Origin of the sequence: Streptomyces sp. col6 (assembly GCF_008042035.1) — a bacterium.
GTDB lineage: Bacteria > Actinomycetota > Actinomycetes > Streptomycetales > Streptomycetaceae > Streptomyces.
The window spans coordinates 349,604-364,014 of record NZ_RDBL01000029.1; the positions used below are offsets into that span (position 1 = coordinate 349,604).

The 14,411-nt window shown below is 71.7% G+C and carries 13 protein-coding genes and 1 tRNA gene; 6 read left to right on the forward strand and 8 right to left on the reverse strand.

Annotated elements, in window-relative coordinates:
• Window positions 1-47 precede the first annotated feature (47 nt).
• From EAO73_RS30830 to galU, 7 genes are all read right to left on the reverse strand, one after another.
• A tRNA-Ala gene (locus EAO73_RS30830) sits at window positions 48-121 on the reverse strand.
• Between the two features lie 97 nt (window positions 122-218).
• Window positions 219-1,343, reverse strand: a complete 1,125-nt coding sequence (gene glpR / locus EAO73_RS30835) for a gephyrin-like molybdotransferase receptor GlpR (RefSeq protein ID WP_147974802.1) — start codon at window positions 1,341-1,343, stop codon at window positions 219-221.
• 137 nt (window positions 1,344-1,480) lie between these two features.
• Window positions 1,481-2,092 carry a GNAT family N-acetyltransferase gene (locus tag EAO73_RS30840; RefSeq protein WP_147974803.1) on the reverse strand — a complete coding sequence of 204 codons (612 nt, stop codon included), beginning with the start codon at window positions 2,090-2,092 and terminating at the stop codon, window positions 1,481-1,483.
• Between the two features lie 17 nt (window positions 2,093-2,109).
• Window positions 2,110-2,619: a molybdenum cofactor biosynthesis protein B gene (locus tag EAO73_RS30845; RefSeq protein WP_147974804.1), complete on the reverse strand. Its 510-nt coding sequence runs from the start codon at window positions 2,617-2,619 to the stop codon at window positions 2,110-2,112.
• Window positions 2,616-3,116, reverse strand: coding sequence for a cyclic pyranopterin monophosphate synthase MoaC (gene moaC, locus EAO73_RS30850; protein WP_147974805.1), 501 nt, complete (start codon window positions 3,114-3,116; stop codon window positions 2,616-2,618). The genes EAO73_RS30845 and moaC overlap by 4 nt, the downstream gene beginning before the upstream one ends.
• Before the next feature lie 122 nt (window positions 3,117-3,238).
• Complete coding sequence (gene glp, locus EAO73_RS30855) at window positions 3,239-4,549, reverse strand: gephyrin-like molybdotransferase Glp (RefSeq protein ID WP_147974806.1); 1,311 nt, start codon at window positions 4,547-4,549, stop codon at window positions 3,239-3,241.
• Window positions 4,550-4,553: 4 nt separating this feature from the next.
• Window positions 4,554-5,456, reverse strand: a complete 903-nt coding sequence (gene galU / locus EAO73_RS30860) for a UTP--glucose-1-phosphate uridylyltransferase GalU (protein ID WP_147974807.1) — start codon at window positions 5,454-5,456, stop codon at window positions 4,554-4,556.
• A gap of 107 nt (window positions 5,457-5,563) precedes the next feature.
• On the opposite strand from galU, the gene EAO73_RS30865 reads away from it, so the two are divergent.
• Entirely contained in the window at window positions 5,564-6,169 is a 606-nt protein-coding gene (locus tag EAO73_RS30865; protein ID WP_191134289.1) for a 5-formyltetrahydrofolate cyclo-ligase, read from the forward strand.
• 4 nt (window positions 6,170-6,173) lie between these two features.
• On the opposite strand, the gene EAO73_RS30870 is transcribed toward EAO73_RS30865, so the two are convergent.
• A complete protein-coding gene (locus tag EAO73_RS30870; protein WP_147974809.1) occupies window positions 6,174-8,927 on the reverse strand; it encodes a penicillin acylase family protein in 2,754 nt (917 codons plus the stop codon).
• Window positions 8,928-9,169: 242 nt separating this feature from the next.
• Here EAO73_RS30870 and EAO73_RS30875 point away from each other — a divergent pair, with 242 nt between their 5' ends.
• The 5 genes from EAO73_RS30875 to EAO73_RS30895 all read left to right on the forward strand — a co-directional run.
• Window positions 9,170-10,813, forward strand: a complete 1,644-nt coding sequence (locus tag EAO73_RS30875; protein WP_263576323.1) for a potassium/proton antiporter — start codon at window positions 9,170-9,172, stop codon at window positions 10,811-10,813.
• A 316-nt stretch (window positions 10,814-11,129) separates the two neighbouring features.
• Window positions 11,130-12,413: an MFS transporter gene (locus EAO73_RS30880; protein WP_147974811.1), complete on the forward strand. Its 1,284-nt coding sequence runs from the start codon at window positions 11,130-11,132 to the stop codon at window positions 12,411-12,413.
• A 67-nt stretch (window positions 12,414-12,480) separates the two neighbouring features.
• On the forward strand, window positions 12,481-12,831 hold the full coding sequence (locus tag EAO73_RS30885; RefSeq protein WP_147974812.1) for an FmdB family zinc ribbon protein: 351 nt from the start codon (window positions 12,481-12,483) through the stop codon (window positions 12,829-12,831).
• A 109-nt stretch (window positions 12,832-12,940) separates the two neighbouring features.
• Complete coding sequence (locus EAO73_RS30890) at window positions 12,941-13,774, forward strand: S-methyl-5'-thioadenosine phosphorylase (RefSeq protein WP_147974813.1); 834 nt, start codon at window positions 12,941-12,943, stop codon at window positions 13,772-13,774.
• Between the two features lie 172 nt (window positions 13,775-13,946).
• The coding region (locus EAO73_RS30895) for a hypothetical protein (RefSeq protein WP_412075619.1) at window positions 13,947-14,411 on the forward strand (465 nt) is incomplete at its 3' end.

Genomic DNA, 14,411 nt, shown 5'->3' on the forward strand with positions numbered 1-14,411 from the left:
AAGGCCCTGTCCGGTCTTCCGACCGGACAGGGCCTTCGTTGTTGCAGTGGACCTGTGGGGATTTGAACCCCAGACCCCCTCGATGCGAACGAGGTGCGCTACCAGACTGCGCCACAGGCCCTTGCGACGTGTGAAACTCTAGCACTCTCGACGGGGTGCTCGGAAATCCGTTCCGCGCTGGTCAGCCGTGGCGTGGCTCACGGCCGTCCGGCGAGGTGTCACTCGTTGGCCGCACGGGGGCGGTCGCCGTCCTCGTACTGGTCGAAGAGCGGCGTGCGGCCCCGGTCACGGGAGCGGCGGGACTGCGGGGAACGCTGGCGCGGCGCCGGGTCCACCGGGGGCGTCGCGGTCTCCGGGTGCGCGGGCTCGGCGGTGCTGGAGCGGGCCGCGCTCCAGGTCTCCGGGTTGCCGACCTCGACACCGCCCGTGGCGCGCGGGGCGACCGGAGCGGTGACGTAGGTGGGCAGGGGCACCGGGACCGGCTCCCAGCTGTCGCCCTGGACCCGGCCGCGGTCACGCTGCTGGTCGACCCACTCCGCATGGTCCGTCTGCTCGACCAGGGCGCGGCGGCCGGCCTCCTGCGGGGAGACCGTGGGGGCGGGTTCGGGGACCGGGTGGCGCGGCTCGGAGTCCTCGTCGGTGTCGGCCGGGGCCGTGGCGGCGGGCTGGTGGCGGCGGGGGCGGTTCTCGCGGAGCCGCTGGGCCGCCACCTCGGCGCGGCGCTGGTCCATGGTGAAGGCGAACCTGCGCCGCTCGTGCCGCCGCAGGTGCGCGATGTACGCGCTGAGCAGCACGGCCGGGACCGCGGGGGCCCACAGGAAGCGCAGGCCGCCGACCGCCGCGACGATCGCGCCGAGCGTGAAGGCGAGGAAGAGAACGACGGTGGTGCGCCGGCGCCGCGCGAGGACCTGGTGGCGCTGGGCGCGCCGGGCGCGTTCCGCGTCGATTCCGCCGGGGCGCGCGCGCCGGGCGGGGACGGGGGCCGCGGGTGTGGTGCCGCGCCGCTTGCGCCGGGCGCGTTCCGGCGGCCCGGCCGGGTCGTGCACCCGGGCCTCGGTGTGCGCCGGAGGCGCGGCGAAGGCCCGGACGTCCGCGGAGTCCCTTCGGTCCGCGCTCACGTCCGGGTCGGCGTCGGGCGCCGCCTCTTCCTCGGTGCGCTCCTGCAGCCCCTTGGCATACCGGCGCTCCATCGCCGCCCGGCCGGACAGCAGCCGGATGGCGGTGCTGAAGCGCTCCGTCGGACGCTCTTCGTTCAGCTCGTCCTGCCTGCGGAGCCACATCGGCACCAAGTAGGCGGCCCAGGCCCCGACGATGACTGCGTAGATGAGGCCGCTGCTGCTCACATCTCACACCGTAGAGGGGTTTGCGCGGAGGGATCCGCCAATTGGCGCGGTGTGTCGCACGATCCGGCCGATATCCCGGACTTTTTTTGTGATTGTTCAGATCAGCAGACCGAAATCGAATTCGAACATACTTGCTATTACGGGGAAGACTGAGGTCGGTCCGGGCGTGACCGGTGCCATCGGCGCAGCAGCCCGTCCGGTACCTCCTCGGCCGTGAGCGCGTAGATCAGGTGGTCCCGCCAGGCCCCGTCGATGTGCAGATAACGCGGGCGCAGCCCCTCCTCGCGGAATCCGAGTTTCTCCACGACCCGCCGGCTCGGCCCGTTCTCGGGACGAATGCACACCTCGATGCGGTGGAGTCCGACCACCTGGAAGCAGTGGTCGACGGCGAGCGCGACAGCGGTCGGCATCACCCCGCGTCCGGCCACCTCCCGGTCCACCCAGTAGCCGACGTGCCCCGAGCACATCGAACCCCAGGTCACCCCGGCGACGGTCAGCTGGCCGACGAGCCGGCCCCGGTACTCGATGGCGAACGGCAGCATCCGGCCGGCGTTGGCCTCGGAGCGCAGGTGCCTGATCATCTGGCGGTACGTGGGCCGCTGGGCGACCGGGCCGCCCGGGGCCGGCGGGGGGACCGTCGCCTCCCAGGGGCGCAGCCAGTCCCGGTTGCGGCGGTTGACCTCGCGCCACTCGCGCTGGTCGCGCAGCTTGATGGGCCGGAGGGCGACGTCGCCGTCCGCCAGGATCACCGGCCAGGTCGGGACGTTCAGCTCGGGCTCCCGGGTCGGGGGTGGTCGCCGCCGCGCAGCTGGTCCACGGCGTGCACGAGCAACCGGTCCAGGACGGCGAGCCCGTCGCGCACCCCGCCGGTCGAACCGGGGAGGTTGACGATCAGGGTGCGGCCGGCCACACCCGCCAGACCGCGCGAGAGCGCGGCGGTGGGGACCTTGTCGCGGCCCTCGGCCCGGATCGCCTCGGGGATGCCGGGGACCTCGTGGTCCAGGACGCGTCGGGTGGCCTCGGGGGTGCGGTCGGTGGGTGAGATGCCCGTACCGCCGGTGGTGACGACCACGTCGTACGCGGCGGCCACCCCGTCCCGCAGGGCCTGTTCGACCGGGTCCCCGTCGGGGACGACCCGGGGGCCGTCGACGGTGAAGCCGAGCCCGGTCAGCGCCTCGGCGATCAGCGGCCCGCCCTTGTCGGCGTAGACCCCGGCGGATGCCCGGTTCGACGCGGTGACGACAAGGGCGCGGTACGGGGGCTGTGTGGCGCTCACGCGTCGGCCCCGGTTCCGTGGGCGCGCACGTAGTCGCCGGACTTGCCGCCCGACTTGGCCTCGACCCGGACGTCGGTGATGACCGCTGCCTTGTCGACGGCCTTGACCATGTCGACGACGGTGAGCGCGGCGACGGAGACGGCGGTCAGGGCCTCCATCTCGACGCCCGTGCGGTCGGTGGTCTTCACGGTGGCGGTGATCTCCACGGCGTCGTCGGCCACACTCAGCTCGACCCCGACGCCGGAGACGGCGAGGGGGTGGCAGAGGGGGATCAGGTCCGGGGTGCGCTTGGCGCCCATGATTCCGGCGATCCGCGCGGTGGCGAGGGCGTCGCCCTTGGGAACCCCCTCGCCCCGGAGCAGTTCGACGACACGCGGCGACACGAGGACCCGGCCGCTGGCGCGGGCGACGCGCGCGGTGACGTCCTTCCCGGAGACGTCGACCATGCGGGCGGCGCCCGCCTCGTCGATGTGCGTCAGCCTGTTCTGCGTACTCAACTCACTCCGCCTAGCGGTAGGGCGCCGGATTCCCCGGTGCCGCACCGGGGCGCGGATCCGGGGGCCGGGGGGTGTCCCCCGGACGGCACAGCGGCAGACACCGTACCGCCACCGGGCCGCTGTCAGCGGAGCAGGACCACCTCGGTGTCGGTGCCGGGCTCGGCGGAGGTGACGTCCTCGCGCAGCACGATCAGCGCGTCCGCCCGCGCGAGCGCGGCGATCAGATGCGATCCGGAGCCGCCGACGGGTGTGACGGTGCCGGCCTCCGCGTCGTACGTACCGCGCAGGAACTGGCGCTTGCCGGCCGGCGAGGACAGGGCCTTGTCCGTGACGAGCACGGCCTTCACCGTGGGGCGGTCGACGGGGGGCAGCCCCATCAGGGCGCGGATCGCGGGGCGGACGAAAAGCTCGAAGGAGACATAGCTGGAGACCGGGTTCCCCGGCAGGGCGAGCAGCGGGGTGTGGTCGGGGCCGATGGAGCCGAAGCCCTGCGGTTTGCCCGGCTGCATGGCGAGCTTGCGGAAGTCGACCCCGGCGCCGGGCTCGTCCTCGTCGCCCACGGAGGACAGGGCCTCCTTGACCACGTCGTACGCGCCGACGCTGACGCCGCCCGTGGTGACGACGATGTCGGCGCGGATCAGCTGGTCCTCGATCGTGGAGCGCAGGGTCTCGGCGTCGTCGGCGACGGCACCGACGCGGTAGGCGATGGCCCCGGCGTCCCGGGCGGCGGCGGTGAGCGCGAAGCTGTTGGAGTCGTAGATCCGGCCGGCGGTCAGCTCGCCGCCCGGCTGCACGAGTTCGCTGCCGGTGGAGAGCACGACGACGCGGGGGCGGGGCCGGACCTTGACGGTGGAGCGGCCGATCGCGGCGAGCAGTCCGATCTGCGGCGGCCCGATCACCGTGCCCGCTTCGAGCGCCAGGTCGCCGGGGCGCACATCGCTGCCCCGGTCCCGGACATGGGCGCGGGCCTCGGCCGGGCGGTGGACCCGGACCTCGCCGCCGGCGCCCTCGGGGGCGTCGCTGTGGGCGCGCATCGCGGCGGCGGGTCCCTCGCCCGTACCGCCGTCGGTCCACTCGACTGGGACGACGGCCTCGGCGCCCTCCGGCAGCGGGGCGCCGGTCATGATGCGGGCGGCCTCGCCGGGGCCGACGCGCCGTCCGGCGCCGAGGCCGTCGTCGCCGGCCGCGACGTCACCGATGACGGTGAGGACGGCGGGGAACTCCTCGGTGGCGCCCTCGACATCGGCGACGCGCACCGCGTAACCGTCCATCGAGCTGTTGTCGAAGGGCGGCAGGGCGACCTCCACCACGACGTCCTCGACCAGGACGCAGCCCTGGGCCTCGGGCAGTTGCAGCTCGATGGGTTCGAGCGGCTTCACCGCGGCGAGGATGTCTTCCAGGTGCTCGTCCACCGACCAGATCGTGCTGCTCAACGTGCTACATCTCCTCGGTGACGTACCGGCGGAGCCAGCTGCGGAACTCCGGCCCCAGATCTTCACGTTCGCACGCGAGTCTGACAATGGCACGCAGATAGTCGCTGCGGTCGCCGGTGTCGTACCGGCGCCCCTTGAAAACGACGCCGTGCACGGGTCCGCCGGCCTTCTCGTCCTCGGCGAGCAGTTGCAGGGCGTCGGTCAGCTGGATCTCGTTGCCCCGGCCCGGCTCGGTCCGGCGCAGTATCCCGAACACCGCCGGGTCCAGCACATAGCGGCCGATCACGGCGAGGTTGCTGGGCGCGTCGGCGGGTTCCGGCTTCTCGACCAGGCCGGTGACGCGTACGACGTCGCCCTCACCGGTGGGCTCGACGGCCGCGCAGCCGTACTGGTGGATCATCGCGGACGGGACCTCCATGAGCGCGATGACGCTGCCGCCCTCGCGCTCCTGGACCTCGGTCATCCGGGACAGAAGCGGGTCGCGGGGGTCGATGAGGTCGTCGCCGAGGAGTACGGCGAAGGGCTCGTCGCCGATGTGCGGCGCGGCGCACAGCACGGCGTGGCCCAGGCCCCGGGGGTCGCCCTGGCGGACGTAGTGCATGGTGGCGAGGTCGCTGGACTCGCGGACCATGCGCAGCCGGTCGGCGTCGCCCTTGCGGGTCAGGGCGCTCTCCAGCTCGTAGTTCCGGTCGAAGTGGTCCTCCAGGGGACGCTTGTTGCGGCCGGTGACCATCAGGACGTCGTGCAGCCCGGCGGCCACCGCTTCCTCGACGACGTACTGGATGGCAGGCTTGTCGACGACCGGCAGCATCTCCTTGGGGGTGGCCTTGGTGGCCGGCAGGAAGCGGGTGCCGAGGCCCGCCGCCGGGATGACGGCCTTGCTGATCCTGGAGTTCGACTGGGTCATGCGCTGAACCTTAACGGGGCCACATGGGCGGAAGATGAGCCTCCGGTTAACTTTGTCCTCATATAGACGTGTACGAGAGGCCGGTAGGTACCCCGTTGAACACCGACATGTCCGCAAAGGCGCTGCTGCGGCGTGAACTGCTCGCCGCGCGTCGGCTCCTGACGGATCATGACGTCGAACGGGCCGCCGCGGTTCTCGCCCGTCACGCGCTGGCCCTCCCGGAGCTGAGCGGGGCCCGTACCGTCGCCGCGTACGTCTCGGTGGGGCGCGAACCGGGCACCCGCGCGCTGCTGGACGCGCTGCGCACGCGGGGCGTACGGGTGCTGCTGCCTGTCCTCCTGGCCGACAACGACCTGGACTGGGCGGTGTACGAGGGTGCCGAAGGCCTGGTGAAGGCGGGGCGCGGGCTGCTCGAACCGGTCGGTGAGCGGCTGGGTCCCGGTGCCGTGCTGGAGGCGGACGCGGTGCTGCTGCCCGGTCTCGCGGTGGACGCCCGCGGCATGCGTCTCGGACGCGGCGGCGGCAGTTACGACCGGGTGCTGGCCCGCCTGACGGCCGCCGGGGCCGTACCCGCGCTGATCGTCCTGCTGTACGCGGACGAGGTGACCGAGCGGGTCCCGGCGGAGCCGCACGACTTCCCCGTGCACGCGGTGGTCACACCACAAGGCCCCCGGCGCTTCGGCGTGAGCCGAAGCACCGGGGGCCCGCGGTGAGCGCCTACGGCTTCAGGGTCAGCGTGTCCGTCGTCGACCCGGCCACGGCGTTCGTGCCGTAGGACCAGGGCAGCAGCTCGCCGTTGACCCACTTGTCGGTCTGGTCCGTGTAGTGCGCGCTGAACGCGTGCCCGGAGGCGCCGGTGAGGTTGATCCAGCGGGACTTGTCCCAGTCCCCCACGTTGACGACCATCCGCATCGACGGCACCCAGACCACCTCGTAGCCGCCGGCCGCGTTCCAGCCGGTGGCGTCCACCGCGGCCTCGCCGCCGCCGAGGTTCCAGGGGCCGCGGTTCAGGACCCTCTGGAGGAGTCCGGGGCCCTCGGTGCCGAGGGTCTGGTTCTTCAGGGTCAGCTGGTGCAGCCGGCCCCAGTTCCAGGTGGTGATGTCCTTGCCGAGCTTGGCCGTCAGCTCCCAGCGCGCGTCCTCCATGGCGCGGGCGAACAGCTCGTCGCGGGTCTCGGTCGCCTTGTCCTTGCGGCCCTTGGGCGACTTCCACCAGTCGCTGTCCGGCTTGTCCATGAGGTTCGCGACGACCTGGTACCAGCGGTCGCCGCCGTCCGGCTGCGCGGAGTCCGGGGAGCGCTGGCCGCACTCGCGCACCAGCCGGTCCTGCTCGTCGACCGGGCCGGAGCTCTTGGCCGGGCGGACGTTCAGGCACTCGCCCTCGACGCGCATCTCCTTGGGCAGCTTGTCGCCGAAGGCCAGCTTGAGGATGTTGCGCCAGACGCCGTTGAAGTACGCGGCGGCGGCCGAGTCGGCCTCCTGGGTGTAGTCCCAGCCCTCCAGCAGCTTCTGCGCCTGGCGGACGTCCTTGTCGGAGACGTTGATCTTCAGCAGCTCGGGCACCAGCAGCGCGGCGATCTCGCTGGTGTTGTCCATCTGCATCTTCTGCATGTCTTCGGTCGAGATCTTGCCGCCGCCCTTGATCTTCGACTGGATGAGGTCGTTGATCCGCTGGCTGCGGCTGCCGTAGCCCCAGTCCTTGGTGAGCAGGTACGGGTAGTCGTCCTCGTCGATCACGGCCTGGTTGGCGGTGACGATGTAGCCGCGCTTCGGGTTGTACTCGTAGGGCAGCTCGTCGAACGGGATCGGGTCCTTCCTCCAGCCGTACGCCGAGGACCAGCCGGGGCTGGGCGTCGTGCCGTCGCCCTGCTTGCGGACCGGGATCTTTCCGGGGGCCTGGTAGCCGATATTGCCCTTGGTGTCGGCATAGATGAGGTTCTGCGAGGGAACCTCGAAGTGCTCGGACGCCTTGCGGAAGGTCGTGAAGTCCTTGGCGCGGTTCAGCTCGAAGACGGCGTCCATGGAGTGGCCGGGCTCCAGCGCGGTCCACTTCAGGGCGACGGCGTAACCGTCGGCGCGGTCCGGGGCGGAGTTGGCGACGGGAGCCTTCTGGCCGACCTTCTCCAGTTCGGCGCTGCGGTCGGAGACCAGCGGGCCGTTGTTGGTCTCGCGGACGGTGATGTGCCGGTCCTTGCCGCCGGCGACCTTGATGGTCTCCTCACGGGTGGTGAACGGCTTGGTCTTCCCGTCGTACAGGTAGCCGTCGCCGGAGACCTTCTCCAGGAAGAGGTCGGTGACGTCGGCGCCCAGGTTGGTGAAGCCCCAGGCGATGTCCTGGTTGTGGCCGATGATCACACCGGGCATGCCGGAGAAGGTGTAGCCGGCGGTGTCGTACTTGCAGGTTTCGGAGACCTGCCGGCAGTGAAGGCCCATCTGGTACCAGAGGGACGGCAGCATCGGCGCCAGGTGCGGGTCGTTGGCGAGCAGTGGCTTGTTGGTGGTCGTGTACTTGCCGGCGACCACCCAGGAGTTCGAGCCGATGCCGGTGCCGTTCGGGCCGAGCAGCGCGGGGATCTCGTCGAGGGTGTCGGAGAGCGCGCCGAGCTGCGTGTTCAGGCCCTCGGTGGCACCCGCCACGGTGTTCGCGCCGCTGCCGTCGGAGTCGGTCGCCGCGGGATCGAACTTGCCGGTGACCGAGGAGATCGCGCCCTCGGTGACGATCGGCTGATGCTTGTCGTACGGGTACTCCGGGTAGAGCTGCTCGATCTGGCCGGCGTCGAGCCGGCTCGTCATCAGCGAGCGGTCGATCTCGTCCTGCATGTTGCCGCGCAGGTCCCAGGCCATCGCCTTCAGCCAGGCCACCGAGTCGACCGGGGTCCACTCCGACGGCTTGTAGTCGTTGGTGAAGCCGAGGGCGGCGTACTCGACGGAGATGTCCTTGCCGTCGCGCCCCTTGAGGTAGGCGTTCACGCCGTCCGCGTACGCCTGGAGGTTCTTCTTCGTCTCGTCGGACAGGACGGTGTCGTACTCCTCCTGTGCGACCTTGCGCCAGCCGAGCGTGCGCAGGAAGGAGTCCGTCTCGACCTGGCCGGAGCCGAACATCTCGGAGAGCCGGCCGGCCGTCAGGTGGCGGCGGACGTCCATCTCCCAGAATCGGTCCTGCGCCTGGACGAAGCCCTGGGCGCGGAACAGGTCGGCGTCGGAGTCCGCGTAGATCTGCGGGATTCCGTAGCCGTCGCGCTTGACCTCGACGTTGCCGGAGAGGCCGTCGATGTGGATGGTCCCGTTCGTCTGCGGGTAGGAGGCGCGCACGGTGGATACGGACCAGTACGTTCCGTAACCGATACCCGCGACGAGCGCCAGCACCAGGACGATCAGGAGCAGGCGGGCGCGGCGCCCCTTCTTCTTCTTGCGCGGCCCGCCACCGGCGGTACCGGTGGATCCGGAAGAGGCGGTTGTTGTGGCGGGCATCGCTGTCCTTCGAGGGCAGGGCGGTCCTGGGAGTGCAGGAGCAACCATAGGCGCAGCGCGCAGGACACTCGGACGCGGTATCAGGATGGCTCGAATTGCGTAGCGATCGTACGAATACTCGAACGCATCAAGAAAACGTTAAAGATTAGGTAAGGTAACGAAGTACCGGCCGCCGGAAGACGATCCGGCAGGCGTACGCAGGGAAGGACCGGCCACTGACTGTCCACACGCTCAACGAACTCCTGCTCGTCTGCTCGCTCGTCCTGCTCGTCGCCGTCGCGGCGGTACGCATCTCGTCCCGCAGCGGGCTCCCCAGCCTGCTCCTGTACCTGGGCATCGGCATCGCCCTGGGCCAGGACGGCTTCTTCGACGTCAAGTTCGACAACGCGGAACTGACGCAGGTCATCGGCTACGCGGCGCTCGTCGTGATCCTCGCCGAGGGCGGCCTCGGCACGAAGTGGAAAGAGATCAAGCCCGCGCTGCCCGCGGCCATCATGCTGTCGCTGGTCGGCGTCGGCATCAGCGTGGGCGTGACCGCGGCCGGGGCACACTACCTGGTCGGCCTGGAATGGCGGCAGGCGCTCATCATCGGCGCGGTCGTCTCCTCGACGGACGCCGCAGCCGTCTTCTCCGTGCTGCGCAAGGTCCCGCTGCCCGCCCGCGTCACCGGTGTCCTGGAGGCCGAATCCGGCTTCAACGACGCCCCCGTCGTCATCCTCGTGGTCGCCTTCTCGACGGTGGGCGAGGTCGACAGCTGGTACGTGCTGATCGGCGAGATAGCCCTGGAGCTGGCCATCGGCGCCGCCGTCGGCATTGCCGTGGGCTGGCTCGGCTCGTACGGGTTGCGTCATGTGGCCCTGCCCGCGTCCGGTCTCTACCCGATCGCCGTCATGGCCATCGCGGTGTCCGCGTACGCGGCCGGCGCCATGCTCCACGGCAGCGGGTTCCTCGCCGTCTACCTCGCCTCGATGATCCTCGGCAACGCCAAACTGCCGCACTGGCCGGCGACCCGGGGCTTCGCGGACGGGCTCGGCTGGCTCGCCCAGATCGGCATGTTCGTCCTGCTCGGTCTGCTGGTCACCCCGCACGACCTGCTCGACGACTTCTGGCCCGCCGTCGTCGTCGGCCTGGTGCTGACCGTGGTGGCACGGCCGCTGGAGGTCTTCATCTCTCTGCTGCCGTTCCGATTGCCCTGGCAGGAGAAGGCCCTGATGTCCTGGGCCGGGCTGCGCGGCGCCGTACCCATCATCCTGGCGACCATTCCCATGGTGTCCGGAATCGAGGGCTCCACCCGGGTCTTCAACATCGTCTTCGTCCTGGTCATCGTCTACACCCTCATCCAGGGCCCGACGCTGCCCTGGCTCGCCAAGGCCCTCGACATCAAGGACGACCCGTCCGAGGCCTCCGACCTGGGCATCGAATCGGCCCCCCTGGAACGCCTGCGCGGGCACCTGCTGTCGGTGGCCATCCCCGCGAAGTCGAAAATGCACGGCGTCGAGGTCGGCGAACTGCGCATGCCCGCGGGCGCTGCCGTCACCCTCGTGGTGCGCGACGGCAAGAGCTTTGTACCCGCCCCGTCGACCGTGCTGCGGCGCGGCGACGAACTGCTCGTCGTGGCCACCGATCCGGTGCGCGACGCGGCCGAGGCACGGCTGCGCGCGGTCGGCGAGGGCGGCAAGCTGGCCGGCTGGCTCGGCACCCCCGGCGGGCATCCCGCAGGCCACGAGGACCTCACCGGGCCCCATGTGGCCGGGGCGCTCAAGGCGGTGAAGAAGCTCGGCAGGGCGGACGAGGCGAAGAAACGCGACTCCGCCAAACGCGTCGCCGCCAAACGCGAGGCCGCCGAACAGGAGGCACGCGCACACGACGCGAAGGCCCACCACTGAGCCCACGCCGCGTTCACAGGCGGAGAAGGGCGGTGCGCGCACAATCACAGGAGCGCCGCCCTTCCTGCCTGTAGCATGAAGGAAACCCAGTACCACCGATTGATCGACCAACTCTGCCTGACGCAGAGCTGGCGCGACCGTATGGCGGTCGTGGCGTCCTCCGTACCGGCTGTGCACAGCACACCGGTTTCGAACGCCCGGCATCTACCGCAGTTCCGCGCGAAGAGGACAGCTCTCGGCAGCCCCCGCCCGGCCCCGCACGCACGTGCCGGCCGCCCCGGGAGCACGGCCACCAGGCGGCAGAAAGGCAAGGACCGTGGCGTCCACGGTCTCCGACCGCCCCGGATACGGGCAGTTGCTGCGCACCCCCGGTGCGTGGACCTTCCTCCTTCCCGGCTTCGCCGCACGGCAGCCCTTCGCGATGCTGACGATCGGCATCGTGCTGCTGGTCCAGCACACCACCGGCTCGTACGGCAGCGCGGGCGCCGTCGCGGCCGTCACCGGGGTCTCCATGGCCCTGTTCGCCCCGCAGACCGGCAAACTCGCCGACCGCTTCGGCCAGCGGGCCGTGCTGCTGCCCGGTGTGCTGGTCCACTCCGCCGCCGTCTCGCTCCTGGTGACGCTCGCGCTGGCCGACGCGCCCCTGTGGGCCCTGTTCGTGGCGGCCGTCCCGACCGGCGCCTCCGTCCCGCAGATCGGCCCCATGGTGCGGGCCCGCTGGGCCGCCGTACTGGGGGCGGCGCCCGGACGCGAGGCGTCGCCGCTGCTGGCGACGGCCGCCGCGTTCGAGTCGGTGACGGACGAGTTCACCTTCGTCATCGGCCCCGTCCTCGCCACCGCGCTGTGCACGGGCGTGCACCCCGCGGCCGGCCTGATCGCGGAAGCCGCGCTCACCCTGGTGGGCGGCCTGCTGTTCGCCGCGCGGCGCGCCACTCAGCCGCCCGTCCGCGACCGCGCCCTGCCCGGCGGCGAACGGCACGTCTCCGCCCTGTCCATCCCCGGCGTGCGCGTGCTCGCGGTCGCCTTCCTCGGCATCGGCTCGGTCTTCGGCGGCATGCAGGTCTCCCTGACCGCGTTCGCCGAGGAGATCGGCAACCCGGGCGCGAACGGTGTGCTGTACGGGATCTTCGCCGCCGGCAACATGCTCGCCGGGATCGCCTGCGGGGCCATCGCCTGGAAGTCCGGGCCGCGCCGCCGCCTGATCACCGGCTACACGGCCCTGGCGCTGACGGCGTCGGGCCTGTGGGCGATGCATTCCGTCCCGCTGCTCGCCGCGCTCGGCCTGCTGGTCGGCCTCTGCATCGCTCCGGCCCTGATCAGCGGCTACACGCTGGTCGAGGCGCTGGTGCCGGGCTCCGCGCGGACCGAGGCGTTCACCTGGCTGACGGGCGCGGTCGCGCTGGGCCAGGCGGCCGCGGTGACGGTGGCCGGCCGGCTCGCGGACGGACACGGCGCGAGCGCCGGATTCCTGGTGCCGCTGGTGGGTACGGTGCTGGCGCTGGTGACCCTGTTGACGCTGCGTTCGAGGCTCCTGCCGACGGGCGTGGGACGGACCGTGGCGCGTGGTATCGGTCACCGCGGGCCGGTCACGGTGGACTGATCCAGCGGAATACGTCACTATGGAGCGTCGTTAGCACTCATCGAGTCAGAGTGCCAGGAGGAACAAAGTGCCGACCTACCAGTACCAGTGCACCGAGTGTGGCGAGGGCCTCGAAGCGGTGCAGAAGTTCACCGATGACGCCCTCACGGTGTGCCCGAACTGCGACGGACGCCTGAAGAAGGTGTTCTCGGCGGTCGGCATCGTCTTCAAGGGTTCCGGCTTCTACCGGAACGACAGCCGCGGCTCCTCGTCGAGCAGCACCCCGGCTTCCTCCGCCTCGAAGACCTCCGGTTCCGGATCGTCCTCGACCAGCTCCTCGACGTCGTCGGAGACCAAGTCGTCGGCCGCCCCGGCGTCCACGTCGTCCGCCTCCTCGTCGTCGTCCTCTTCCTCGACGAGCGGTTCGTCGGCCGCCTGAGCTGCCGGCCCCCCAGCTTTTCCGAAGACCCCGCCGACCTGCTCGGCGGGGTCTTCGCGCGCTCGCGCCCGCCGGACGCGGCTTCGCGGACACGGCCTAGGGTGACCGCATGGCGAACGCAGAGATCGGCGTGATCGGCGGCTCGGGGCTGTACTCCTTCCTGGAGGACGTCACCGAGGTCCGCGTGGAAACCCCCTACGGAGAGCCCAGCGACTCCGTCTTCATCGGCGAGACGGGCGGCCGCCGGGTCGCCTTCCTCCCCCGGCACGGCCGCGGCCACCACGTGCCCCCGCACCGCATCAACTACCGCGCCAACCTGTGGGCGCTGCGCTCGGTCGGCGTACGCCAGGTGCTCGCCCCGTGCGCGGTGGGCGGCCTGCGCCCGGAGTACGGGCCGGGCACGCTGATCGTGCCGGACCAGCTGGTGGACCGCACGAAGACCCGCGTCCAGACCTATTACGACGGTGAGACCCCGGTCGACGGGCTCCTGCCGAACGTGGTGCACCTGGGGTTCGCGGACCCGTACTGCCCCACGGGCCGCAAGGTGGCGCTGGCCGCCGCGCGGGGACGGGACTGGGAGGCCGTGGACGGCGGCACTCTGGTGGTCGTCGAGGGGCCGCGCTTCTCGACCCGCGCCGAATCGCGCTGGCATGCCGCGATGGGCTGGTCCGTGGTCGGCATGACGGGGCACCCGGAGGCGGTTCTCGCGCGCGAACTGGGCCTCTGCTACACCACGATGACGCTGGTCACGGACCTGGACGCGGGCGCGGAGGCCGGTGAGGGTGTCTCCCACGAAGAGGTGCTGAAGGTGTTCGCGGCCAACGTGGACCGGCTGCGCTCGGTCCTCTTCGACGCGGTGGCCGGGCTGCCGCCGGAGGCGGACCGGGCGTGCCCGTGCGGGCACGCGCTGGACGGGATCGACACCGGGATCACGCTGCCGTAGGGAGCTGGTCGTACCCGCGGCGGGTGGCGGAGTTTTCCACATCCGGTGGACGGTCCACAGGCTCCGGCGGGAATCGGGCGGCTCGTGGATCGTGGGGGTTGTCCGGCGGCCGAACCCACGGGTTCCGGCGGCCGGACCGGCCCAACGACTCCCGACGCAGGCGGTGTTCGCGATGCGCACGTCCGGTTTCCCCTTCTCCCTCTCCGAGGCCCGCCCCGCCACTCCTTTCGCGGGTGCGCCGCCGGGACCGTTGCCCGCTCCCCCGCCGTGCGGGGTGCCCGCGTTCCCGCCGCTGCGGGTGCGCGGAGGCGCCGGTCAGCGGCTGCGCCGGGCGGTGTGGCGGCAGCGCCGCTCCATGGCCGCGGGGCTGGCGCTGACGGCGGCCGCGCTGGCCGTCTCCGGGTTCGCCGGGGGCGGTGGCGGCGGCCACGGGGGCGGTACGGCGCAGGGGGCGGCCCGGGAGCGGGCCTCGCCGCCGGTGCGCCTGGTGTCGGCGCCGGTCCGGATCGCGGACGCGGAGACCGTGCGGCTGCTGCGGCCGGGCGACCGGGTTGATGTGGTCGCGGCGGGGGATGCCGGGGCGCGGGCCCGGGTGCTGGCCAGGGGCCGGGGCGCGGGCCCGGGTGCTGGCCAGGGG

Excerpts from the sequence above, each read along its gene's own strand:
- galU (WP_147974807.1), bottom strand. The coding sequence starts at position 5,456 with ATGACCCAGTCGAACTCCAGGATCAGCAAGGCCGTCATCCCGGCGGCG.
- EAO73_RS30865 (WP_191134289.1), top strand. The coding sequence starts at position 5,564 with ATGTCCGCAAAGGCGCTGCTGCGGCGTGAACTGCTCGCCGCGCGTCGG.
- EAO73_RS30870 (WP_147974809.1), bottom strand. The coding sequence starts at position 8,927 with ATGCCCGCCACAACAACCGCCTCTTCCGGATCCACCGGTACCGCCGGT.
- EAO73_RS30890 (WP_147974813.1), top strand. The coding sequence starts at position 12,941 with ATGGCGAACGCAGAGATCGGCGTGATCGGCGGCTCGGGGCTGTACTCC.